The sequence below is a fragment of the Luteibacter sp. 22Crub2.1 genome, from assembly GCF_900167995.1.
GTDB classification, from domain to species: Bacteria; Pseudomonadota; Gammaproteobacteria; order Xanthomonadales; family Rhodanobacteraceae; genus Luteibacter; species Luteibacter mycovicinus.
In genome coordinates this window covers 204,960-225,753 of sequence record NZ_FUYT01000008.1, presented here as the reverse complement: position 1 = coordinate 225,753, position 20,794 = coordinate 204,960, and the positions used below count along the sequence as shown (strand labels likewise).

The following is a 20,794-nucleotide window of genomic DNA, read 5'->3' as shown; positions in this document are numbered from 1 at the left end:
CTTATCCGTTGGAGGGCCGTCGCTTGCGCGACGCACCGAGTTTGCGTGTGAGGGTATTGCGGCCGACACCGAGCGCCGCCGCGGCATGCTGCCGGTGTCCGTCGTTGGCGACCAGCGCCACCTGTAACAGCGTTTTGTCCAGGGCGTCGCGGGCACGCGCGTGGACGTCCACCTCGCCTTGCGCGAGCGCGTCCTGCGCCCAGAGGCGCAGCGCGTCCGTCCATTCCGCGCTGCGCGTTTCGCGTGCCGGCAGGTTGCCGAGATCGCCAGCGAGGATTTCCAGCCCGGGCGCCACGACCGCCAGTCGGCGGCACAGGTTTTCCAGCTCGCGGACGTTGCCGGGATAGTCGCGCTGCTCCACGAGTTTCATGGCCCCGCGCGAAAAGCGCTTCGGTGGTACACCGAGTTCGGCCGCCGCCCTGGCAAGGAAGTGGCGCGCCAGCAGCGGTATATCGCCGCGACGCTGACGCAACGAAGGCAGTTCGATACGGACCACGTCGAGGCGATGTTTCAGATCCGCGCGGAACAGGCCTTGCGTCACCCGCGCATCCAGATCCTGATGCGTCGCCGCCACGATGCGCACATTGCTGCGAATGGACTCACGCCCGCCCACGCGGTAGAACTCACCGCCCGCCAGTACACGCAGCAACCGCGTCTGCAGACCGATCGGCATGTCGCCGATTTCGTCGAGGAAGAGCGTGCCGCCTTCCGCCTGCTCGAAGCGTCCGGCGTGGCGGCGCGTGGCACCGGTAAAGGCACCCGCTTCGTGGCCGAACATCTCGCTTTCCAGCAGTTCCGAAGGAATGGCCGCGGTGTTCAGCGCGACATAGGGCTTGCCGTTTCGCGCACTCTCTTCATGCAGCGCACGGGCTACCAGTTCCTTGCCCGTGCCGGTCTCGCCGGTGATCAACACATTGAGGTCGCTGGCCGCGACACGACCGATCAGGCGAAACACCTCGCGCATCGCCATGCTCTCGCCAAGCAGGGCGTGCTCGTCGGTGCGCGGCGGTGGTGGGACGACTTCTTCGTGCGCAGCCGCGAGCGTGCGCTCGACCGCTTCCACCGCCTGATCGAGATCGAACGGCTTGGCCAGATAGTCGGCCGCTCCGGCGCGATACGCCGCCGCCGTCGTCGCCACGTCGGTATACGCACTCATGACGATCACCGGGCCGATGTTCCGGCGCGTGAGGTCTTCGAGCAGGCGCAAGCCGTTCTCGCCCGGCATGCGCACATCGGTCACCAGCAAGGCGGGACGACTCTCGTGCAGCGCCGCGCGTACCGCTTCGCCCGCGCTGAACTCGCGCACCGTATGACCCGCGTCGCGCAGGGCTTCCGCCAGCACGAAACGCACGCCGCGATCGTCGTCGGCGATCCAGATCTCAGTCATGGTGCCGCTCCATCGGAAGGTACAGGGAGAACACGGTCTCGCCGGGTCGGCTCGTGTAGCGTAAATCGCCGCCGTGTTCGAGCGCGATTTCGCGCGATAGCGCCAGGCCGAGGCCCGTGCCGTCGGCGCGTCCGGAGACCAGTGGCTGGAACAGGGAGTCGCGTAATTCGTCGGCCACGCCCGGGCCATCGTCGATCACGTCCACCCGCAGCGCCGCGCGCACCGTGCGCTCGCCCAGACGCGCGCCGTGTTCGACACGCGTGCGCAGGATGACCGTCGACGCGCCCGCTTCGCTGGCGTTGCGGGTGAGATTCAGCAGAACCTGGAGCAGACGATCCGGGTCGCCGACGCTGTCCGGCAGGCTGGGATCGAAGTCGTGGCGGACGCGCGGGGCATCGACCTCCGCCACGACGAGGCCTTCCAGCCGTTCGAGCAGTTCGTGGACGTTGACCGGGCCGAGGCGCGCGGCACCACCGTGCCGGAGCAGGCCGTCGGCCAGTGCGGCGAGACGATCGGCCTCGGAGATCACCATCTGCGCCAGCTGACGGAGGTCGCTGTCGACGACGCGGCGTTCGAGAAGCTGGGCGGCGCCACGCAATCCGGCGAGCGGGTTCTTCACCTCGTGGGCGAAGCCGCGCAGGGTGGCCGAGAGCGGCGTGCCGGTGTTAGTCGACAGGTCGGGCGCCAGCGGGTGGACTTCGATCAGGACGCGACCGTCGTCGAGGGGCTGGAGGATCAGATCGGCGGTGACTTCGCGGCCCCGGGCCACGCCAAAGGTGACGGCGCGGAGGTTGTAGGCGCGCCGCTCCAGGGCGGCGCGGTCGATCTGGCCGGCCAGCGCGGGCTCGCGCATCAGGGCGGTCAGATGCTGGCCGATGGCGGTCCGGGGGCCGACTTCGAGGAATTCGCCGAGCGCGGGGTTGATCCATGCCACGCGGCCGTCGATGGAAACGACCGCCAGGCCGGTGCCCAGGAGGGTTAAGAGGTCTGCCTGATCGGGTGCATGCATTGCACCAATGTAGGGAGAGGCAGGGGTTGGTGCAATGGGATAAATTCTGGGGGGCCGACGGAACCCGCAAGGCCAATCCCCAATGAACATGTCGCTCAACGACGAACAACTCCTGCGATGCATCGACGAAGTTCTGCACTACCGCTGGGACCCACTCGGCGTCTCGGATAGTCCCGAGGCCAGAGACGAATACGAAAGCTACGTCCCCCGGACCTTCCAGCTACTCAAAGCCACCACCGATGGCAGCGATGTTGCCGACTACCTGCACTGGTTGAATATCGAACAGATGGGCGTAGGCGCCAACCGAAAGCACGATGCGGAAATCGTCGACTTACTTATGCGTTGGCGCGACCAGCTGTCGGAGTAACGGTACACCGGTGGGCAGCGACGCAAGCCCGTGCCGTCGCCGCTGCCACCGCTTCCTCTCCGACGCTTTACTTCGACGGCAGCTGCTTTGCCATCTCGAGGTGATGCTGGAGCGTCGGGAGGGTCTTCGTCGCGAAGGATCGGATCGCCTCGACCTGCCCAGTTGAAGGTGCCGCGGAACTCGTCGGCAGCATCCGAGCGGGTGTTGAACTCGACCATCACCCCGCCCGGCGCGCAGGAAGGAGCGCGATCCGCGCTCGTTGTGTACATGGTGGGGACGATGACTTGTATAGATGGCGCCACGACAGCCGCGCTCAGTCGCAACAGTCATTAGACCGAAATCAGGAGACGGCCTCACCGAAGCACGGTTTCAGCGAGGCCTCTTACTACTGAACCGTGCTATCCGTCGGCATGGGCACAGGCGGTGCCGACACCCAGAAACATAATCCTGACCCGGTACTATCGTGGTGTGGCGTCGTGACTCACACCTCCGGAAGGCGTCTTCATCCCAAAGGCGAGGCGCAGCCATGCGAACCTTCGCACGCAACCTTCGTACAGGACGAAGGATGCGCCCATGCTTAAGGCCACGATGGCGACGTACTTTGTCCAGGGCATCCACTCGTACTGAACGACGTAATACCCAACGCCGACGATGACCGTCTGATGCAGGATGTAAAGAGGATAACTGGCCTCCCTCGCCCAGATGAGCAGCGGATTGGCAAAAGAAAGGTAACGATAGCCATAGCCAAGGAAAACCATGACCCATAACCACGTAAAGATATTAGCTCCGAGGTGATCGGCGATCGAATCATGGCTGATGACTCCGGTATTGAAGCCGGAGATAAGCAGGACGAACACCGCCATCCCCATAACTAGTGACCACCGCCGAAACTGACATAGCCACTTCCACATATCCGGCGTCGAGGCCATCAAGTATCCGTAGGTAGTCAGTAGCAGGTAGTGATTGAAGATGTACCAGTCACCGACTAGGTTATGTGTTTCCGGAAACAGTGGTTTCAGGAGGTGCTCGTTGATGCCGAGGGGCACCCCCAGGAGGAAAAGCCACGTTCCTGGTGCTATATGTCGCGCCGTCCGCTTCCACCAGAGCATCAACGGAAGCAGCAACAGGATGTAGACGTAGAGATAAAGGATGAACCAGAGGTGGTGCCAGCTCAGATTCCACTGTCCCTGAAGCCGCCATTCGTAGTAGACCTGCGGCGGCAAGACAAGGGACGCGCCCGCTATGAGGGGCAGGACCAGCTTCTTTGTCCGCTCCCGCAGGAATTGCTCCGTGGTGCGTCGTCTGAGTGCAAACCACATGCCGGCGCCGGCGATGACGAACAGAAGTGGCATGCGCAGCCGGTGAGTGATGTCCATAGGCCATTGCAGGGAGGGAATAGTCTCGTCGTTGACGATGTGCCAGCCCCAGCCGACAAAAATCATTCCCGCATGAAAGAAGAACAACACGGAGATGGCGATGACACGCAGCCAGTCCAGGAAGTCATATCGGTCGTGCAAATCGTCGGTAGCAACCATGGCTCGCGTCTCCTGTCTCGATGATGAGCAGGAGCCTGACCGACGGATCGCTGGCTGGCAGCAGATGAGGGGCGGATAGCGACGTTGGCGGGGTGAGGTGGGGTTACCGGCCCATGAGTGCGAAGAAGGCGTCGCGATATCGCCGGCTGAGCCGGAGAGCACGACCGTTGCGAAGATGAATCTCGTAGTCACCCTTGAAGAGCGGCGAGAGCGATCCGATCGCCCCAAGATTCACCGCTGTCGACCTGTGGATGCGCACGAATCGCGTTTCGCCCAATTGCGATAACAGGTCCTGCAGCGTCCTGCGCAGCAGGTAGGTGCGCGTCGTGGTGTGTACACGGACGTAGTTATCATCGGCCTCGAGCCATTCGACGGATGTAGCATCGACCAGCTGAAGTCGTTCACCATCCGGCACAAGGAGACGCTCGCACGGGGCCCGTGCCCGTCCGATCGCCACGGCTGTTGAGCCGGACTCGAGGGAGTGCAGTCGCTCGCGGACACGCTGCACGGTGCGCGCCAGGCGGTCCCTGTCGTAAGGCTTGAGCAGGTAGTCGATGGCGTTAAGATCATAGGCCCTCACGGCATGCTCGTCGAAGGCCGTGACAAAGACGATCAGCGGCGCGCTCGCGGGCTCGAGATGCGCGGCCACTTCGAGCCCCGACAGCGTCGGCATCTGAACATCCAGAAACGCCACATCGGGGCGGAGCTGCTCGATACACCGCGCCGCAGATAGCCCATCCTCTGCCGATCCGACAACGGTCATGTCCGGTTGCTCCGCCAGCCAGCGTTCGAGCTTCTCGCGGGCGGGTGCTTCGTCATCGGCGACCAAGGCGCGAATCACGGTATGACCCCCGCCAGCGGTATCGCGATGCGCGCGGCAACGCAATCGCCCTCGTTGCGGATAACCAGGGACGCAGCAGCGCCATATATGATGCTCAGCCGCTCCCGGCAGTTGCGCAATCCCACTCCGTCCTGCTGATCCTCCGCCAGGAGGGTGCCCGAGTTGCTTACGACGATTTGCAGCAGGCTGCCTGCGCGCCGGGCACCAACTTCGATGTGAACGGGCGTCGTCGTGCGCTCGACGCCGTGCTTGAAAGCGTTCTCAAGCAGAGGTTGGAGCAACAGTGCGGGCACAGCGACACTTAGAATCGTATCGTCGGTCTGCCAGCTGAGTGTCACGCGGTGACGGAACCGCTCGCGCATGATCTCCGCGTAAAGCGCTAGCGTGCGGAGCTCCTCGGTGAGCAGCGTCATCTCATTCCCGTGAGTCCTCAGACTTATGCGAAGCAGGTCGCCGAGCGTCGTGACCAGCCGGTCCGCCCTTGCCACGTCGGTGTGCATCAGCGCGGAGACAGTGTTGAGTGCGTTGAACAGGAAGTGCGGTCGCAGCTGGCCTTGAAGTTGTGCGAGCTGTGCTTCGGCCAGCGCCCTCTGGGTTTGCAGCAAGCGGTGCCGTTGGACCCGCCATTGCGCATAGGAGTCGACGCCAAAGAGCACGCCTAACCAAAGACCCGTGAAGATCGTCAGCTTGACGCTTTCATACACCACAACGAAGCCCCAGCCTGGATGCTGGTAGCTGAGACCCATCATGGCGTAGACGCCCGTTCGTATTGCGTAAGCCATCGCGATCCACGTGACGACAACCACTGGGAGCCATCGCAGGTAAGCACCAAACCATCGGAGGGGTTTGGCTAAATACGGGGCATAGCGCCCGCGCACGCGAATCGCGAGCAACATCCAGTTCGTCGCGATCAGCGCCGAGCTCCCCTCCCAAAGGACGGGTTCCCACCAGTGGGTCACTGGATTCCGGAGCGCATCCTGGAGCGAGGCGCTGATCATGAGCAGCCAGAAGGCCGCCCAGAACGCGGCGAAGGTTTTCACGGGGAATGTCGTGCCGTTCGTCATGGGTGAGAGTGTAGCCATCCCCGGGGTGCGGGGTGTCGACTATGGGGTGAGCGGGACGTCGCCTGCACGGCACGGGACACGACGCCTTCTCCGCTACCGTTGGGGCCCACCCGGCGTCCCGTCCATGCCGTCCTGCCATCTTCCGGGCAGATCACAGGAACTTGGCCGCCATGCCCGAGGCAGCCAGCGGCTCGACCGTTTGTCTGCATAGCGGCTGCAACGCCGTGATGGATCGCGCACATCGCCGCTGCTACTGCTGTCTCTCCCGATTCGGAGACATCATGGACATCGCCGCCCACCTTATGAGCCCGGAGCCGCTTGGCTGGCTCGCCTCCCTGATACTGCTCGGGACGATCGGGCGACAAATCTGGCGACAAGCGCACGCGCCCACCGTCGAGGGCGTTTCGAAATGGCTTTTCATCGGGCAGATGGCGGCTTCGCTGCTTTATCTCGTCTACAGCGTTCTCGTGAAGAACCCGGTGTTCATCGCGAGTAACGCTGCCTTGCTGATCGCCGGCATCACCGGTCAGATCATTTACCTCAAACGAAAGCACAGGGACGAAGCCGCCAGGGAGTAACTGAGCTTTACTTCGACGGCAGCTGCTTTGCCATCTCGAGGTGATGCTGGAGCGTTGGGAGGGTCTTCGTCGCGAAGGCCTTCAGTTCGGGGTCTTTGCCGGTGCTGGACTCCGTCGTGAACAGCTTGATGACCTTTTCGTGGTCCGCGACCATTTTCGTCTTGAACGCCGTATCGAAAGCCGCGCCGTCCTTCTTACCGATCGATGCGGCCGCGGTAGCGTCCGCAGGCATTGGCGCGGTCGATACAGGTATGGACTTAGCCGCGGCGATGGTCTTGAGTTCGTCGCCCGCCTTTGTATGGTCGTCCACCATCGTCTGGCCGAACGTCTTGACGTCGCTGGACGCGCCCTTTTCCGCCCCGAGCTTTCCGAGCGTGACTTCAGCAAGCCCTGCCGCGCTTGCCTTCTTCACGAAGGCCGCATCCGGCGCTGTCGACGCTGCCATATCGGCAGGGGGTTGGGCGAACGCGGCGGCGCCGAAAGACATTGAAACAGCGGCAGCAAGAATGAGGACGCGCGAACGGGACTGGCTCATGATGAAACTCCGTCGGAAGGTGCATACGGTTTGGCACCCATGGCATGAAGCACCCGTGCACGAACGGTCGTGGCCTGTCACGCAGACGCTCGGCGAATAACCACTCACACAAAGTGAGCCGGCGCAACCGTACCTTTACCTGGCGTATTTCATCCATGTCCATGGCGCCGTCACGCGCGTCGTCCCGGTTGAACACACGGCAAGGCGGACACTCGCTGTTCAGTCAGCCAGCACACAGGTGCAAGCCCATGTTCAGTCATAACAAGCGACTCCAGTACACCGTTCGCGTTTCGGAATCCAATCCTGCCCTTGCAAATCTGCTTCTCGAGCAGTTCGGCGGACCGCAGGGTGAGTTAGCCGCCGCTATGCGGTACTTCACGCAGGCTCTGGCTGAAGAAGATATGGGCCGGAAAGACATGTTGCTCGACATCGCCACAGAGGAACTGAGCCATCTCGAGGTGATCGGCTCGCTCGTCGCGATGCTCAACCGCGGCGCGAAGGGCAGGCTCGCGGAAGCGGTCGAGTCGGAGGCCGAGCTTTTCCGCTCGCTCCAAGGTGCTGGCAATGACAGCCACGTTACGCAGGTGTTGTTCGGTGGCGGTCCCGCACTGATCAACTCCGCCGGCGTGCCGTTCTCGGGTGCCTATGTCGACTCCATCGGTGAGCCGACAGCCGACCTGCGATCAAACATTGCTGCGGAAGCGAGGGCCAAGATCGTCTATGAGCGCCTGATCAATGTGACCGAAGACGTCGGCGTCAAGGATGCACTGACTTTTCTCATGACCCGCGAAATCGCGCATCAGAAATCGTTCGAAAAGGCTCTCTACTCCATGGACAAGAGCTTCCCGCCGGGTAAGTTGCCGGGCGATCCGCGCTTCACCAGCCTCTATGTCAACACGTCCACCGGTGAAGGTGACGCGGCAGGCCCCTGGAACCGCGGTGAGCAGTGGGAAGTGATGACGCCGAACGACCAGAACATCCCTGTCGATGGCGGTGACGGGCAGGCGTCGGTTCAACTGTCGAGTGATGAAGAAGCGGTGGTCGGTCTCTTCGCCACCCGCGGAGCGTCGGATTCGTCGCGGGATCCAGTGACGGGTGCCGATCTGGGCGTCCTTCAGCAGGAACCGAAAAAGTAAGCGCGCGCTACTAACGTCCGGTTTAAGCGACAGCGATAAAAAAGGTGCCCGCGATAACGCGGGCACCTTTTTTTAGATAATCCGTCCGATAACGACCGGTGTGCACTCACTCGATGACGTAGTGGATCGGCTTGAACCGGAAGTTATTCGACATACCTGCCGAGCACGCGGTCAGTCCGATGACGAGATCCATGTGCGCCCTGAAGCGCGTCTTGTCGCCCGGTTTACTCAACGGCGGCTCGACAGTAAGCGTGCCTGTCTCGCCGTTGACAGGAACATTCATGAAGACGTTGAAGGCCGTCGGGATCTGATCCCCGGTAATACCGTGCGGCTCGAGTGCGGCGCGCAGATTGCCGAAGCAGCCACGATGCGGCTCCGTATGTCCATACAGCTTACGGAACATCTCCGCCGAGCATGGCGCGAGAAGAAAGTCGTGTCGTCCTACATCGTCCTCGGTGATTTCCAGCATCACCGAGCTGCGGTTGGAATAGAGAAGATCGCCGGTGGACAGGTAGATCTTGCTTGCATAATCGAGCGTCCGACCCGATGACAGGACCTCGGCTTTATCCGCCAGGGCAAAGGCGATGAGGTCCGCCACCTGCTCACCCTCGGGATCGATGACGGTCAGCGTCTGCCCGGCCCTCAACACGAAGGCGACACCGCTCTGAGGTTCGATCACCGTCGTCATTGCTTGCTTCCCACTGGCTTAAACGGGCACTCCCATGACCCCTCGATGTGGCGGCCGCTGTATTGCAGGGCCTCGGAGCTCTCGCCATGGACAGCGAGCATGGGGTTTGCGGAGCCATTCAGTTCCACGTCTCGCTCGATGATGGCTTCGCGTAGCCTGTCGTAGCGTCCCTGCTGGCGCAGGAATTCAAATTGAGCGTGCAGATTGAACACCATGGCCGGATGCTCCAGGCGCCGCGCCGCACGACTGGCGCCCGGGTGGAGACCGATCACGTAGAAACTCTTGCCGCCAACGCTCATGGAAAACTTCTCGGAGGTGGGGTCGGCACTGACCGTCTCGTCCCACGCGAAGCGCTTGCTGTCGACCTCATGAATACCCTGAAGGCGCGCGAACAGGTGCGTCTCGAAGGCTTCTTCGTCGAGCGACGGCGTCCGGGGGAAATGCACCACCAGGCTATGAAACACGTGCTCGGGCTTGCGACGCGTGGCAAAGTCCTCGATCGCGGCGGCGATGGCCGCATCGTCTTTGCCGCAGCGCAGGTCGGTCGCCTCGAAGTGAGTGACCTGATCGCGGGCATGTGCCGTTTTTGCGGCAAGACACGGGAACTGCTGGCTGGAAAGGTGCGCTGCGAATACTGAAGTTACTGATGAGACCGACATGAGTGCGCCCGCTTCTACAAGGCTCCCATGGTGGGATGGCGCCCGTGAAATGGCGGGCGGCTCGTCGTGAGCGCCTCGCGATCAATGTGGTCGCACGCTTTCATGAGCGGCACGCGCCGTTCACATGGGCCGAGGCTCGAGCCGCGCCCGCGTTGCCTTCTCGCGCCCCGGGCAGCATGCACTTCTCCGCCCGTCACGGCCACGGCTGAACAAGCAACCTAGTCTTCTTCCGCCGCCTCACGTCCCTGCTGGCGGATCAGCGCCTCTTCCCGGGCGTCATTGATCGACTGCCGGATACTGTCGAGATCGACTTCGCTTTCGTCCGGCTCGAAATGGCCCGTCAGCTCGGTATCGGGGCGGAGTTCGCCAGCCTGGAACAAAGCCCACATCTCCTCGCCGTACCACGTCTCCAGCAACTCCGGCGCCGAACGCCCAAGGTAGGCCGTGAGATTGTTGACGTCACGCAGGAGCATCGTGCGCGCCGCATTGTTGCCCGCCGCACTGACGACCTGCGGAAAATCGATGACCACCGGGCCATCCGGCCCGACAAGCACGTTATACGCGGAGAGATCACCGTGGATCAGTCCGGAGCACAGCATCAGCACGACCTGTCTGACCAGAATCCGGTGATATTCCAGGGCATCCGCGGCGCTGAGATCGACCTCGCCCAGACGGGGCGCTGACAGGCCATCGGCATCGGTAACCAGCTCCATCACCAGCACGCCGTGGAAATACCCAAACGGTTCGGGGACGCGAACGCCTGCGTCGCGCAACTGGTAGAGCGCGTCGACCTCGGCGTTCTTCCAGGCGACTTCCTGCTGCTTGCGGCCGTACTTGCTGCCTTTGCCGATAGCGCGCGCCTCGCGGCTACTGCTTACCTTGCGGCCTTCCTGATACTGAACGCGCTGCTGAAAGCTACGGTGCGCCATGTCTTTGTAGACCTTGGCGCAGCGCACGTCGTCGCCACTACGGACGACGTACACCGCCGCCTCCTTGCCACTTTTGAGGGGCCGGAGGACGTCATCGATGATGCCGTCGTCGATCAACGGCTGCAGGCCTTGGGGGATCTTCAAGTTATTTACGGGTCGGTGGCATGGCGGAGACTGCCATTAACCCTTAATTCTCACACTTTCCTGTACTTAGCGCCAATTCCGCGAATTAACGGACCACGACAACCTTGCCGATCATGCTTCCGGCTTCGACGAGGGCATGCGCCTTGATCAGACCCGCGGCATCGAAACCGTCGATGCGCTGCGTGAGCGTGTGCACCAGGTCACCACGATCGACGAGTTCGGCGACACGGCGAAGCAACGCATGCTGTCGCGCGATGGTTCGGGTGGTGAAGATCGGCCGGGTGTACATGAGTTCCCAGTGGATCGAAATGGACTTGTTCTTGAACGGTCCGATATCCAGGGCCTTGGGATCGTCGATCAGCGCGAACTTGCCCTCCGGCCGTATGACGGCGGCGATCTGGGGGACGTAGACGGCGCTGGCATTCAGACCGGCGACGTAGTCGACGCTCTCGATACCCAGCGCTTTGAGCTGGTCTTCCCACGGCTGGCTGTGATCGATGACGTGATGCGCGCCATGCTGCAGAACCCAATCGCGTGTTTCAGCGCGGGACGCCGTACCGATCACCGTCACACCGGTCAGCCGACGCGCAAGCTGGGTCAGGATCGAACCGACACCACCGGCGGCTCCGGTCACCAGCAGCACCTGATTCTCGGTGGGGTCGGCCTCGTGGATACGCAGGCGGTCGAACAGCAATTCCCATGCGGTGATCGCGGTCAGCGGAAGCGACGCCGCCTCGGCGAAGTCCAATGACGTCGGCATCGGGCCGACGACGCGCTCGTCGACGGCCTGCAACTCGCTGTTGCTCCCCGGACGCGTGATATCACCCGCGTACCAGACCCGGTCGCCCGGCTTGAAGCGCGTGGCCAACGGTCCGGTCGCGCGAACGATGCCTGCCGCGTCCCAGCCGATGATGCGCGCGCCGTCCGCGGGGATGTCGCCATGCTTGCGGACCTTGGTATCGACCGGATTGACCGACACGGCCCGCACCTCGACGAGGATGTCGTGGTCGCGCAGCGTCGGCTCGGGGACCTCGATGTCCTGGAGCGCTTGCGGATGGTCGATGGCCTGATTGCTGTAGAAGCCGATGGCTTTCATGGATGCACCCTTCTGTTAGCGAGGGGCACATTGTGTCTTTACGTGGATTCAGGAAAAATCCCTAAACATCGTTAACACTTTCTGCGAAATCACGATAATGATCCGGCTCGATGATGTGCAGATATTCGTTCAGACTGTGGACGCAGGCAGCTTCTCCGAGGCCGCCCGGCAACTCAATATCGCGCCGGGCCTGGCGAGCGTGGCGGTGCAGCGGCTGGAAAAGGCCATCGAGGCCCGGCTCTTCACCCGCTCGACCCGCAGCATGCAGCTCTCCGAAGACGGCGAACGCTATCTCCCGCATGCCCGGGCGATGCTCGAAGCGCAGCTTCAGGGCAAGCAGGCCCTGGAGCATGCGCAGGAGGCGCTGTCGGGAACGCTGCGTCTGTCCGTCTCATCCGACCTGGGCCGCAATCTGCTGCTGGGCTGGCTGGACATCTTCCAGCACAGGCACCCCGGCCTGTCGTTGCATGTACGCCTGAGCGATCGACTCGCCGACCTCGTGAAGCATCCCGTCGACGCCGCCGTGCGCTACGGCCCGTTATCGGACTCGTCCCTGGTCGCCATGCCACTGATCGAGAACAACCGGCGCGCGCTCTGCGCCTCGCCCGCTTACCTGGAACGTCACGGCACACCCTCGGGCGTGGACGACCTGCGCAGGCACAACTGCCTGCGTTTCGTCTGGAGCGAGCAGGTCCACGAGCGCTGGCGGTTCACCCTGCCTGGCGGCGATAAGACGGTGACCGTAACGGGCAACCGCGTCAGCGATGACGCGGATGCCGTACGACGCTGGGCCGTGGCGGGTGAAGGCCTGCTCTATAAGTCGCGACTGGACTTGATCAATGACATTGCATCCGGTCGTCTGCGCGAGATATTTCCGCATGCCCACTGCGAGCCGTCACCGCTCAATCTCGTATGTGCGCACCGATCCCGGCTGACCCCGGCGATCACGCAGTTGAGGGATTTTCTGCGTGATCGATGTGAGGAGCTGGCGGCTAGCCTTTCTCCCGCTGTGTAGTCGGAGTCGCGAGTCAGAGGTGCCAGACACCCCCGACCCGCTAACCGTTACCCATTCAAGCACAGTTGCTCATACATCGAGCGAGGATGTTGGCTGCGCAGCATTCGCCTGTCGCAGCGCCGGCAGCATGTCCTGCGGGTCCGGACGACGCGTGTAATCCGGATTGACTTCGGCATACAGGATCGTTCCGTCGCGATCGATGACGTAACGTGCCGGCATGGGCAGCGTCCAGCTCGGATCGCCATTGAACGCGGGGAGGTCATTCTTCAGACCCCGGTACAACTCGATCAGATAGTCCGGCATCTGGAAACGCAGGCCGAACGCATCCGCCACATCGTTATGGCCGTCCGACAGAATCGGAAAACTCAGCTCGTTCTGCCGCGACGATTTCCGGCTGCTGGCAGGAAGCTGTGGCGAGATGGCGACCAGTTTCGCGCCCAACGCCGCGAACTCCGGCAGCGCGGCCTGCAGCGCCTGCAATTCCATATTGCAGTACGGGCACCACACGCCCCGGTAAAAGCTGATCACCAGCGGCCCGGTGCGAAGGAGGTCGTCCGAGGACACCGGCCTGCCATCGGGATCGGGAAGGGTGAAGGCCGGCGCTTTGTCGCCCGCCTTCAGGGCGCGGGTGGCTGCGCCGGATGCGATCAGCTCGGCGGTGGCGCGATGCATGGTTTCAATGACCGTATAGGGGACGCTATACGGCGGCTTGCCGGCTTCGAAGTCGGCCTTGAAGGCGTCGAGTCGTTCTTGCAGGGACATGGCGTTGTTCTCCTTAAGCCTGAGCCATCGAACGGGCGACTTCCGCCGCGCTGATACCTTCCAGTGCCAGACCGTAGCCCGCACCTTCATCGACGATGCGGCGCAGTTTCTGGGTCAGCGCGATGCGGGTATAACGCGCGGTCAGTGGCGGCAGCGCGGCCAGCGACTCGGCGATTTCACGTGCACGCGGCAGAAGGTCGGCGGCGGGGACCACCTCGTTCACCGCACCCCATTCCTTCGCGGTCTTCGCGTCGAGCACCTGGCGGGTGAGCACGAAGTAGCGGCCGCGCACGCTGCCGATCACTTCGGGCCAGAGCAGGTTCACGCCGTCGCCCGGGACGATGCCGAAATCGAAATGCGGTTTGTCCTGGAAAACGGTCTCGGGCGTTGCCAGTACGATGTCGGCGAGCAGCGCGTATTCGGAGTGCAACAGCACCGGACCATTGAGTGCGGCGATCAGCGGCACCTCGATGTCGAGGATGTTCATCAGGACCTTTTTCCCCTCACGGAAAATCTTGTCGTACCCGAGCGGGGTGAAGAAGTCGAAACCCTCCGGGCTGATCGCGTCCATGAAGGCATCGCCACTGCCGGTAAGAATGACCACGCGGTTCTCCGGATCGGAACCGATGTCGTGGAAGAGATCGACGAACTGCTCATGGGTGTGACCGTTGAACACCAGTTTGTCGCCATCGGTGTGCAATGCGATTTCGAGGACGCCGGTGTCGGAGCGGGTCAGGCGAGCATTGGCGTAGCGGTTGCGGTACGAATCGAAGCGGGACATGTCAGCGTTTCCTGTGGTGTGTGAGTCGGGAGAGGTCAGGCGGAAGGCACGAGGGCGTTGATCTTCGCGATGGCGCGCTGAGTAGCGGGTCGGCTTGCAACGGCGTCGTACCAGCGGGCTACGTGTGGCGTGGTGTCGAATGAGACACCGGCGAATTCGCGGCGCCAGAGCCAGCCGAAGTGCGCGATGTCGGCAATGGAGTAGTCGTCACCGGCGACGAAGGGGCGCAGCGCGAGCACGCTGTCGAGCATGCCCAGCGTGCGCTGCGCTTCTTTGCTGAAGCGCTCGATAGCGAGGGGCTGCGGCTCGGCCGCCTGGCGCTGGAAGAAACCACTCTGACCGAAGGCCGGGCCGAGACCGGATGCGTGGAAGAACAGCTGCTCGAAGACGCGGGCTCGTGCTTCGCCCGTTGCCGGGAGAAGCTTGCCCTCACGTTCGGCGAGGTAAACCAGGATGGCGGCAGACTCGGTCAGCACCAGCGTCTCTCCGGCCCTGGCGTCGATCAGCACCGGCACCTTGCCGTTCGGATTGAGGGCGAGGAAGGCGGGAGCGCGCTGCTCGCCCTGTTTGACGTTGACGCCATGCAGTTCGTAGTCGAGCCCGAGTTCCTCAAGGGCGACAGGCACCTTGATGCTGTTGGGGGTGGCGAAGGCGTGGACGTGAAACATGCGATGGGCTCCTCGGAGGGTCCTGAGCGGCATCGGTTGCCGCCGGATGAGCACATGGTGGCCCTGCGCCCATCGACACGGCAGATGGCGCGAAGCGATAATGCTCATTCCTTCGAGGAATACCCATGGATCGCTTTCAGGCCCTGACCGCCTTCGTCCGGGTAGTCGACACCGGCTCGTTTTCCGCCGCGGCGCGCCTACTGCACGTCGGCCAGCCCGCTGTGTCCAAGACGGTGGCGCAGCTGGAAGACCGGCTCGGCGTCCGCCTGTTGAACCGCTCGACCCACGGCCTCAGCCCGACCGAGGCGGGCCTTCGCTTTTACGAACGGGCTACCGCCTCGCTGCAGGAGGCTGACGAGGCGGAACTGGCGGCGCGCGACGCGAGCCTCGGGCTGTCGGGCCGGTTGCGCGTTTCGGCGGCGACGACGTTCGCCCGTCTGCATGTCGTGCCTCACCTGCCCCGTTTCCTCGCGGACCATCCGGAACTGCAGGTCGACATGATTCTCGACGACCGCGTCATTGACCTCGTGGCGGAGGGCGTGGATCTGTCGCTGCGCATGGGTACGCTGAACGACTCCGGCGCCGTCGCACAGAAGCTGGCGACGGGTGGACGCTCGCTCCTCGCGACACCGGCTTACCTCAAACGTGCGGGCGAGCCGAAGCGACCGGCCGACCTGGCGGACCATCAGGTCATCGCTGGCAGCCAGTTCGTCGGGGCATGGGCATTCACGCGTGATGGTACCGAAGTTTCCGTGCAAGTCAGCGGTCGCGCGCGCTTCAGCGCCGCCGAAGGTATCCGCGCTGCCGTGCTCGCGGGCATGGGGCTGACCATCGCCTCGGACTGGATGTTTGCCGACGAGATCGCCAGCGGTGTGGTCAAGCGCGTGCTGACCGACTGGACGCTGCCATCCATCGATCTGTGGGCCGTCTATCCGTCGGGCCGGCTGGCCAGCGCGAAAGCCAGGCAGTTCGCTTCGTTCGTGCAGGGAGCACTGGCTGGCCATTAACGAAAGCGCGTGCGATCCTTCGCCCACGAAGACCGCGAAAAACGCCTGCCACGTCCCGATCGGGGCAGCCGAATACACGTCACCCCGCTTTCGCGTGGTCGGCCAGCGTTCCCACCGATATCCGTCGGCCTCAGGAGCGCGCCATGACTATCCAGCACACCTCACGCATCGCCATTGTCGGCGCCGGCCTCGGCGGTCTCACCCTCGCACGCGTGCTGCACATCAACGGCATTGCTTCGACCATCGTCGAAGCCGAAACATCGGCGACGGCGAGAGCTCAGGGCGGCTTGCTCGACATCCACGCGTACAACGGTCAGATCGGCCTGAAGGCGGCCGGCCTCTGCGAGGCGTTTCTCGCGCTCGCCCTCCCGGGAGAGGATGCGAAGCGCATCGTCGACCGGAACGGCGAGGTTCTGCTCGATAAACCGGGATCGCCCGACACCGCGCGGCCCGAGGTCGATCGTGGCGCGCTGCGCCAGCTGCTGATCGATTCCTTGCCGGACGACACCATCCAGTGGGGCCGCAAGCTGACGCGGGCGAGCCGCCTTGGCGATGGCCAGCACGAGCTCGTCTTCGCGGACGGTTCGACCATGACCACCGATCTGTTGGTCGGTGCCGATGGCGCCTGGTCGAAGGTCCGGCCACTGCTGTCTTCCGCCAGGCCCGCGTACGTCGGTACCACCTTCATCGAGTTACGCCTGTTCGGTGGGGATACGACACACAGAGTCAGCGCCGAGGCCATCGGCAACGGTACGCTGATGGCGGTTCAACCAGGCAAGGGCATCCTCGCGCACCGATATGCCGATGGAACGCTGCATACCTATGTCGCGTTGAACCGCCCGGAAACATGGATCGACGCTCTCGACTTCACCGAGCCAAAGGAAGCGCTCCGCCGTCTGGCGGAAGCCTTCGAAGGTTGGGCGCCGTCGCTGAGAGCTCTGGTCACCGACAGCGACACGCTTCCCATCGTGCGCGCGATCCACGCATTGCCGATCGATCACCGCTGGGCGCGCCTCGAAGGCGTGACCTTGCTGGGCGATGCCGCCCACCTGATGTCGCCCTTCGCGGGCGAAGGCGCGAACCTCGCCATCCTCGACGGCGCCGAGCTGGCTCTGGCGCTACGCGATCATCGGGGTGACATCGAGGCCGCGCTCACCGCCTATGAAGCAGCGCTCTTCCCTCGCAGTGCGCACTTCGCCGCGCTGACGGCACACAATCATCGGCGCTTCTTCGGCGACGACGCACCACACAGCGTCGTCGAGCTGTTCAGCGCACACTGACCGCCTCAGAACGCGAGCGCCAGCGACGCCTGCGCCGCGTTGTCGTTCAGCCCCTTACCCGAGTGTTCGCGGCGCACGTCGAGCCGAAGATGCAATCCGTTGAGGAACCGGGCGTCCGCCGCCCCTCGGCCAGCGGCTGTCATAGCCACCCTCTACCGTGAGAACGGCTATGCCAGCAGGGAGACATCGGTGTCGGACATCAGGGTCTGCCGCTGACGCAGCCCAGGGAACCAGTGCATCCACAGCGCCGTGACCAGCAGGGTACCCACGCCGCCGACGATCACCGCGGGCACGGCACCCACCCACGCAGCGAGCATGCCCGACTCGAATGCGCCCAGCTGGTTCGACGTATTCACGAAGATCGAATTGATCGCGCCGACACGGCCGCGCATCGCGTCGGGGGTTTCGATCTGAACCAGTGCACTGCGAATCACCATACTGACCATGTCGAAGCCGCCGAGCAGCACCAGCGCCAGTAATGACGTCCACAGTTGCGTGGACAAGGCAAACCCGATGGTGGACAGACCGAACCCTGCGACGCAGCCGAACATGAGGTGACCGACGCGCTTGTCGAGCGGATAACGCGCCAGCCACAGACCCACCGCTACCGCTCCGATGGATGGCGCCATGCGCAACATGCCCAGACCTAACGGACCGGTATGCAGGACGTCCTTCGCGAACACCGGCAGCAGGGCCGTCGCGCCACCGAGCAGCACCGCGAACAGGTCCAGCGAAATGACACCGATGATGTCGGGACGAGCGCGGATGAAGTGCACGCCGGCGAAAAGGTCCTTGCGTGTGACCGGTATGCGTGGCGCCAGCGCCTGCTGGTAGGGAAGCCGTGTGACCAGCGCCCCCGACACGATCGTCAACAGCGCGGCAATCGCGTAGACCGTCGCCGGCCCGGCGAGGTACAGCAGCCCGCCGAAGACGGGCCCCGCGATCGACGCGAACTCATCCACCGCCGCGCTTGCCGCACTGGCACGGGCCAGTCCGCTTGCGGGCACCAGGCCAGGCACCATGCTCTGAAACGCCGGGCCGCGGATCGCGGCGGCGATGCCACTGATATTGACCAGCGCGAGAACGTCGAGGCGGCTGACCGCACCCGTCGCCGAGCATGCCCACAACCCGGCCAACGCAAGGCAGGTGATCGCCTGTGCCGTCCCTACCAGCAGACGCCGGTCGTAACGGTCGGCCATATGCCCGGCGGGCAACACGAAAATCAGCGACGGAAGAAACCGCGCAAGGCCGATCAGCCCCAGGTCGGACGCACGGCCGGTGGTGGCGTAAAGCTGCCAGGCCACCGCGGTCGCGGCCATCTCGATGGCCACGCCCGAACAACAGAAGGCGATCAGGAAGGCGATCAGCCCTTGGCGGGCAGCCTGCGGAGAAAGGGCTCGGATCATCGGATCGACTCAATGGCGCGCTATCGACGCATCGTGAGGCGTGATGTTAGGGTGCCCTTTTCCAGCCTTCGCGCGGCAAATGGGCACTACCTATCGCAAAAAGGACATGGTCCAGTGCCAGCGGCAGCACTACCCCGCGGGAACGGTGATTCCGGAGCATCGCCACGACTACCACCAGTTGCTATACGCAAAGGACGGCCTGCTGGTGGTGCATTCGCCCGTGGGCCGCTGGGTCGTTCCACCTACCCGCGCCATCTGGATGCCTGCGGGCACCACGCACTCCTCGCGCTGTGTGGGCGACGTCCAGCAACGTAACGTGTCGGTCGAGCTCGAGGCCGGATTCGAGCTGCCCTCCACGCCCTGCGCCGTCGAAGTGGGACCGCTGCTCCGGCAGCTGATGCAGGCGGCGGAGACGGTCACCTACCCTTATGACGAGGACTCCCGGGACGGCCGTGTCATGCGGCTGATCGTGGACGAACTGCAGACGCTGGCCGTACTTCCGCTGCACCTGCCCCACCCTGCGGACGAGCGCCTCGCAGCGATCTGCGCGCACATCACGGCGCACCCGGATGACACCGCGACACTCGAGCAGTGGGCCACGCATACGGCCCTGCATGTAAAAACGATTCAGCGCCTTTTTACCCGCGAGCTCGGTATGACCTTCGGGCAATGGCGGCAGCGATCCCGCCTGCTCGCCGGACTGGAACGTCTGGCGCAGGGCCTGCCGGTGATCGACGTGGCGCTGGGCCTGGGCTATGACAGCCCGAGCGCGTTTTCAGCCATGTTCCGCAAGCACTTCGGGTTGTCGCCTGGTGCGTTTTTCAAACCGACCGGACGGCTTCGTTAGGCAACGGCCCTGGGCCGCGACAGGCGCCTCTACGCTGGCGGCGCGCTCGCCCCACTGGGTTTTCACCGCATGGGTACCCATAGAACGCTGATGCCACGTAGCCAGTCGTGGCCCCCAACCCAGCGGAGCACCATACCCATGAGTGACACCACACCGTACGTACCGCCCAAGGTCTGGACCGTGCCGGACACCGGCGGCGGCGCGTTCGCCAACATCAACCGGCCGGTGGCCGGCGCCACGCATGAAGCGCCTCTGCCGGTCGGTGAGCATCCGTTGCAGCTCTACTCTCTGGCTACGCCCAACGGGCAGAAGGTCAGCATCATGCTCGAGGAGCTGCTGGCCCTGGGTCATGCCGGGGCCGAATACGATGCATGGCTGATCCGCATCAACGAGGGCAACCAGTTCGGTTCCGGTTTCGTCGAGGTCAATCCCAACTCCAAGATCCCGGCACTGGTCGACCGCAGCACGCCCACGCCGACGCGCGTGTTCGAATCCGGCGCGATCCTGGTGTATCTGGCCGAGAAGTTCGGCGCGTTGCTGCCGACCGAACCGTCGGCCCGTGCCGAAACCATGAGCTGGTTGTTCTGGCAGATGGGGTCGGCACCGTTCGTCGGCGGCGGTTTCGGTCACTTCTATGCGTATGCGCCGGAAAAGCTGGAATACCCGATCAACCGTTATGCGATGGAGACCAAGCGCCAGCTCGACGTGCTCGATCGCCAGCTGGCGACGCATCGCTACGTGGCGGGCGACGACTACTCGATCGCGGATATCGCCATCTGGCCGTGGTACGGCGGCCTCGTGCTGGGGCAGTTGTATGGCGCCGCGGAGTTCCTCGATGTCGGCACGTACACCCATCTCCAGCGCTGGGCCAGGGAGGTGGCGTCGCGCCGCGCGGTGATCCGCGGCCGGAAAGTGAACCGCGTGATGGGCGATCCCGCCGGCCAGGTGCCCGAGCGGCACCAGGCCAGCGATCTGGACTGACGCTGCGGATGCTGACCCTTGGCCGATAAGCGGGGCACCTTCACATAGTTTTCACCCATGTCAAAGTGGCACGTTCGAT

23 protein-coding genes are annotated in these 20,794 nt (G+C 63.7%); 8 read left to right on the top strand and 15 right to left on the bottom strand.

All coding sequences use genetic code 11. The annotated features are described in order from the left end of the window. Position 1 precedes the first annotated feature (1 nt). A complete protein-coding gene (gene ntrC, locus B5X73_RS10600) occupies positions 2–1,387 on the bottom strand; it encodes a nitrogen regulation protein NR(I) (RefSeq protein WP_043691639.1) in 1,386 nt (461 codons plus the stop codon). Continuing rightward, the gene (locus B5X73_RS10595) at positions 1,380–2,396 is read right to left on the bottom strand and encodes a two-component system sensor histidine kinase NtrB (protein WP_079521650.1); all 1,017 of its coding nucleotides are present in this window, start codon (positions 2,394–2,396) and stop codon (positions 1,380–1,382) included. Before B5X73_RS10595 ends, ntrC begins: the two co-directional genes overlap by 8 nt. A gap of 82 nt (positions 2,397–2,478) precedes the next feature. On the opposite strand from B5X73_RS10595, the gene B5X73_RS10590 reads away from it, so the two are divergent. Continuing rightward, entirely contained in the window at positions 2,479–2,763 is a 285-nt protein-coding gene (locus B5X73_RS10590; protein ID WP_079521649.1) for a hypothetical protein, read from the top strand. Positions 2,764–3,221: 458 nt separating this feature from the next. Here the strand turns inward: B5X73_RS10590 and B5X73_RS10585 are convergent, their stop codons facing one another. The 3 genes from B5X73_RS10585 to B5X73_RS10575 all read right to left on the bottom strand — a co-directional run bounded on the left by B5X73_RS10585 (position 3,222) and on the right by B5X73_RS10575 (position 6,179). After that, a complete protein-coding gene (locus B5X73_RS10585; RefSeq protein ID WP_079521648.1) occupies positions 3,222–4,298 on the bottom strand; it encodes an acyltransferase family protein in 1,077 nt (358 codons plus the stop codon). A gap of 103 nt (positions 4,299–4,401) precedes the next feature. Then, positions 4,402–5,139 (bottom strand): LytR/AlgR family response regulator transcription factor, encoded by a 738-nt coding sequence (locus tag B5X73_RS10580; RefSeq protein ID WP_139382733.1) that lies wholly within the window; start codon positions 5,137–5,139, stop codon positions 4,402–4,404. Further along, positions 5,136–6,179 carry a sensor histidine kinase gene (locus B5X73_RS10575; RefSeq protein WP_176167807.1) on the bottom strand — a complete coding sequence of 348 codons (1,044 nt, stop codon included), beginning with the start codon at positions 6,177–6,179 and terminating at the stop codon, positions 5,136–5,138. The genes B5X73_RS10580 and B5X73_RS10575 overlap by 4 nt, the downstream gene beginning before the upstream one ends. Positions 6,180–6,373: 194 nt before the next feature. Here B5X73_RS10575 and B5X73_RS10570 point away from each other — a divergent pair, with 194 nt between their 5' ends. Then, on the top strand, positions 6,374–6,781 hold the full coding sequence (locus B5X73_RS10570; RefSeq protein ID WP_254857273.1) for a hypothetical protein: 408 nt from the start codon (positions 6,374–6,376) through the stop codon (positions 6,779–6,781). Positions 6,782–6,788: 7 nt separating this feature from the next. Here the strand turns inward: B5X73_RS10570 and B5X73_RS10565 are convergent, their stop codons facing one another. Further along, positions 6,789–7,316: a DUF4142 domain-containing protein gene (locus tag B5X73_RS10565; RefSeq protein WP_079521645.1), complete on the bottom strand. Its 528-nt coding sequence runs from the start codon at positions 7,314–7,316 to the stop codon at positions 6,789–6,791. Between the two features lie 248 nt (positions 7,317–7,564). Here B5X73_RS10565 and B5X73_RS10560 point away from each other — a divergent pair, with 248 nt between their 5' ends. Then, positions 7,565–8,452: a manganese catalase family protein gene (locus B5X73_RS10560; protein ID WP_079521644.1), complete on the top strand. Its 888-nt coding sequence runs from the start codon at positions 7,565–7,567 to the stop codon at positions 8,450–8,452. 106 nt (positions 8,453–8,558) lie between these two features. On the opposite strand, the gene B5X73_RS10555 is transcribed toward B5X73_RS10560, so the two are convergent. The 4 genes from B5X73_RS10555 to B5X73_RS10540 form a co-directional block, all read right to left on the bottom strand. Continuing rightward, complete coding sequence (locus tag B5X73_RS10555; RefSeq protein WP_079521643.1) at positions 8,559–9,140, bottom strand: DUF1989 domain-containing protein; 582 nt, start codon at positions 9,138–9,140, stop codon at positions 8,559–8,561. Continuing rightward, entirely contained in the window at positions 9,137–9,799 is a 663-nt protein-coding gene (gntA, locus tag B5X73_RS10550; RefSeq protein ID WP_079521642.1) for a guanitoxin biosynthesis heme-dependent pre-guanitoxin N-hydroxylase GntA, read from the bottom strand. The genes B5X73_RS10555 and gntA overlap by 4 nt, the downstream gene beginning before the upstream one ends. Positions 9,800–10,017: 218 nt before the next feature. Further along, complete coding sequence (locus B5X73_RS10545) at positions 10,018–10,872, bottom strand: PA4780 family RIO1-like protein kinase (RefSeq protein ID WP_079521641.1); 855 nt, start codon at positions 10,870–10,872, stop codon at positions 10,018–10,020. 85 nt (positions 10,873–10,957) lie between these two features. Further along, positions 10,958–11,968, bottom strand: coding sequence for a zinc-binding alcohol dehydrogenase family protein (locus tag B5X73_RS10540; RefSeq protein WP_079521640.1), 1,011 nt, complete (start codon positions 11,966–11,968; stop codon positions 10,958–10,960). Between the two features lie 97 nt (positions 11,969–12,065). Here B5X73_RS10540 and B5X73_RS10535 point away from each other — a divergent pair, with 97 nt between their 5' ends. Further along, complete coding sequence (locus tag B5X73_RS10535; RefSeq protein ID WP_079521639.1) at positions 12,066–12,983, top strand: LysR family transcriptional regulator; 918 nt, start codon at positions 12,066–12,068, stop codon at positions 12,981–12,983. A gap of 69 nt (positions 12,984–13,052) precedes the next feature. Here B5X73_RS10535 and B5X73_RS10530 read toward each other — a convergent pair whose 3' ends face one another. The 3 genes from B5X73_RS10530 to B5X73_RS10520 are packed head-to-tail and all read right to left on the bottom strand — an operon-like array spanning position 13,053 to position 15,194. Next, positions 13,053–13,745: a peroxiredoxin-like family protein gene (locus tag B5X73_RS10530; protein ID WP_036116717.1), complete on the bottom strand. Its 693-nt coding sequence runs from the start codon at positions 13,743–13,745 to the stop codon at positions 13,053–13,055. Between the two features lie 13 nt (positions 13,746–13,758). Further along, positions 13,759–14,526, bottom strand: a complete 768-nt coding sequence (locus B5X73_RS10525; RefSeq protein ID WP_079521638.1) for an enoyl-CoA hydratase/isomerase family protein — start codon at positions 14,524–14,526, stop codon at positions 13,759–13,761. Between the two features lie 35 nt (positions 14,527–14,561). Next, complete coding sequence (locus tag B5X73_RS10520) at positions 14,562–15,194, bottom strand: glutathione S-transferase family protein (protein ID WP_036116721.1); 633 nt, start codon at positions 15,192–15,194, stop codon at positions 14,562–14,564. A 125-nt stretch (positions 15,195–15,319) separates the two neighbouring features. On the opposite strand from B5X73_RS10520, the gene B5X73_RS10515 reads away from it, so the two are divergent. Beyond that, positions 15,320–16,201 (top strand): LysR family transcriptional regulator, encoded by an 882-nt coding sequence (locus B5X73_RS10515; RefSeq protein WP_079521637.1) that lies wholly within the window; start codon positions 15,320–15,322, stop codon positions 16,199–16,201. Positions 16,202–16,344: 143 nt separating this feature from the next. Continuing rightward, a complete protein-coding gene (locus B5X73_RS10510) occupies positions 16,345–17,481 on the top strand; it encodes an FAD-dependent oxidoreductase (RefSeq protein WP_079521636.1) in 1,137 nt (378 codons plus the stop codon). A 5-nt stretch (positions 17,482–17,486) separates the two neighbouring features. On the opposite strand, the gene B5X73_RS21020 is transcribed toward B5X73_RS10510, so the two are convergent. Together B5X73_RS21020 and B5X73_RS10505 are read right to left on the bottom strand one after the other, a co-directional pair. After that, positions 17,487–17,624 carry a hypothetical protein gene (locus B5X73_RS21020; protein ID WP_176167806.1) on the bottom strand — a complete coding sequence of 46 codons (138 nt, stop codon included), beginning with the start codon at positions 17,622–17,624 and terminating at the stop codon, positions 17,487–17,489. Between the two features lie 24 nt (positions 17,625–17,648). Beyond that, entirely contained in the window at positions 17,649–18,887 is a 1,239-nt protein-coding gene (locus B5X73_RS10505; RefSeq protein WP_079521635.1) for an MFS transporter, read from the bottom strand. A 106-nt stretch (positions 18,888–18,993) separates the two neighbouring features. Here B5X73_RS10505 and B5X73_RS10500 point away from each other — a divergent pair, with 106 nt between their 5' ends. Together B5X73_RS10500 and yghU are read left to right on the top strand one after the other, a co-directional pair. Further along, a complete protein-coding gene (locus tag B5X73_RS10500; RefSeq protein WP_217699767.1) occupies positions 18,994–19,734 on the top strand; it encodes an AraC family transcriptional regulator in 741 nt (246 codons plus the stop codon). Positions 19,735–19,872: 138 nt separating this feature from the next. Next, the gene (gene yghU / locus B5X73_RS10495) at positions 19,873–20,715 is read left to right on the top strand and encodes a glutathione-dependent disulfide-bond oxidoreductase (RefSeq protein WP_079521633.1); all 843 of its coding nucleotides are present in this window, start codon (positions 19,873–19,875) and stop codon (positions 20,713–20,715) included. The last annotated feature ends 79 nt before the right edge of the window (positions 20,716–20,794 follow it).